Origin of the sequence: Mesorhizobium sp. M1A.F.Ca.ET.072.01.1.1 (assembly GCF_004023325.1) — a bacterium.
Classification (GTDB): Bacteria; Pseudomonadota; Alphaproteobacteria; order Rhizobiales; family Rhizobiaceae; genus Mesorhizobium.
Genome location: NZ_RZSF01000590.1, coordinates 1 through 1,949, shown reverse-complemented (window position 1 = coordinate 1,949; position 1,949 = coordinate 1). Strand labels below are relative to the sequence as shown.

Annotated in this window: 3 protein-coding genes; all 3 read left to right on the top strand. The window is 64.9% G+C overall.

The genetic code is table 11. The features are described from left to right. Positions 1 to 65: 65 nt before the first annotated feature. Positions 66 to 335, top strand: a complete 270-nt coding sequence (locus EOA32_RS36645) for a hypothetical protein (RefSeq protein ID WP_127409947.1) — start codon at positions 66 to 68, stop codon at positions 333 to 335. Between the two features lie 11 nt (positions 336 to 346). After that, a complete protein-coding gene (ssuD, locus tag EOA32_RS36640) occupies positions 347 to 1,519 on the top strand; it encodes an FMNH2-dependent alkanesulfonate monooxygenase (protein WP_128374265.1) in 1,173 nt (390 codons plus the stop codon). Next, positions 1,516 to 1,949, top strand: a 434-nt coding sequence (locus EOA32_RS36635; RefSeq protein WP_128374264.1) for an FAD/NAD(P)-binding protein, incomplete at its 3' end; no start/stop codon positions are given. The genes ssuD and EOA32_RS36635, both read left to right, overlap by 4 nt.

Here is a 1,949-nt window from a genome sequence, read left to right as displayed (position 1 = left end):
GCATAAAGGCAAGGGGCTCCTCGAAATATCCGGAAACCGCCACTGCACCGATCGGTACTTGAGCCATGTCCGAGTCGATTTTGGTCTCAGGTGGCAGACAGAGCAGCCTGCAAGCGGGGCCACCTCTCACCATGCCGGCTACGACGCAAGGCCGCCGCTTCAGCTCGCCGGAAGTGTTTCTGGAAATCGGCAACCATCTAAAAAGCGGCGGAGGGCAGAAAAACGAATTCTACGGAATTTATATACAAAAGAAAATTGATTGGCGACGCACCATCCCTGGAAAGCCATCATGGCTCCATCGCGTTGCCGGAGCCACGGCTGCGCTCGTTATTTGATGGGATGCAGCATGGGCCACGAAATTCCCGATCGCATTAAGGTGCTGTGGTTTCTGCCAACGCATGGCGACAGCCGTTATCTTGGCACCTCGGAAGGGGGCCGGGCGGTCGACCTGCCTTATCTGACGCAAGTGGCGCAGGCGGCCGACACACTCGGCTATTACGGCGTGCTTCTGCCGACGGGCAGGTCCTGCGAGGATTCCTGGGTGATCGCCTCGGCGCTGGCGCCGCTGACGAAGCGGCTGCGTTTCCTGGTCGCGGTGCGGCCCGGCCTGCAGTCGCCGACGCTTGCGGCGCGCATGACGGCGACGCTCGACCGCATCTCCAACGGACGGCTGCTGATCAACGTCGTCACTGGCGGCGACCCGCTTGAGAACAAGGGCGACGGCATCTTCCTGTCGCACGCCGAGCGCTATGAAGTGACGCAGGAATTCCTGCAGGTCTACAAGCGCGTGCTGAGCGGCGAGACGGTCGAGCATCAGGGCAAGCATTTCCGCATCGAGGATGGCCGCCTCCTGTTCCCGCCGGTGCAGACGCCCTATCCACCGCTCTATTTCGGCGGGTCTTCCGATGCGGGATCGACTGTGGCGGCGCAGGAGATCGACAAATATCTGACCTGGGGCGAGCCGCCCGCCGATGTCGCGCGCAAGCTCGACGGCGTGCGCGCGCTGGCCGAAAAAGCTGGCCGCAAGCTCTCCTTCGGCATCCGCCTGCACGTCATTGCCCGCGAAACCACCGAGGAAGCCTGGGCCGCGGCCGACAGGTTGATCAGCCGCCTCGACGACGCGACCATCGCCTCGGCGCAAAAAGTTTTCGCGCGCATGGACTCGGTCGGCCAGGCGCGGATGAGCGCACTGCATGGCGGCGACCGGTCAAAACTGGAGATCGCGCCGAACCTGTGGGCCGGCGTCGGCCTGGTGCGCGGCGGCGCCGGCACGGCGCTGGTCGGGGATCCGGCCACGATCGCCGAACGCATCGACGAATACAGGCGGCTCGGCATCGATACCTTCATCCTGTCCGGCTACCCGCATCTTGAAGAAGCCTACCGCTTCGGTGAGCTGGTCCTGCCGGATCTGCCGACCGAGCATCCGGTCAAGGCGCCCGGCTCTTTGGTCAACACCGGTCCTTTCGGCGAAACGATCGCCGGCGACCATCGTCCGAAATCGCTCGCCAGCGCCTCGTGAACGCGCTGTCGCCTCGGCCACGCAGCCATGTCGTCATTCTCGGCGGCGGCTTCTCCGGTGCTGCCGTGGCTTGGCATCTGGCGCGCAAATTCGCGCGGCCATTGATCACTATCATAGAGCCGCGTCCGTTCCTCGGCGGCGGGCTCGCCTATTCCAGCGAGGAGCTGTCGCATCGCGTCAATGTGCCGGCGTCCCGGATGAGCCTGGCGCCGGATGACGCGGAGCATTTCCTGCGCTGGCTGGGCGCCAGCGGCGAGGTCGAGCGCGACCCGGACGCCGTCTGGCGCGATGCTGACATCTATCCGAGGCGACGTGTGTTTGGCCGCTATGTCGCCGAGCATCTGGAACCCTTCGTCGCGGCCGGCGTGATCGACCATGTCCGGGCCAGGGCTACGGCGGTCAGACGCGGCGCCGACGGTCGAGGCTGGAC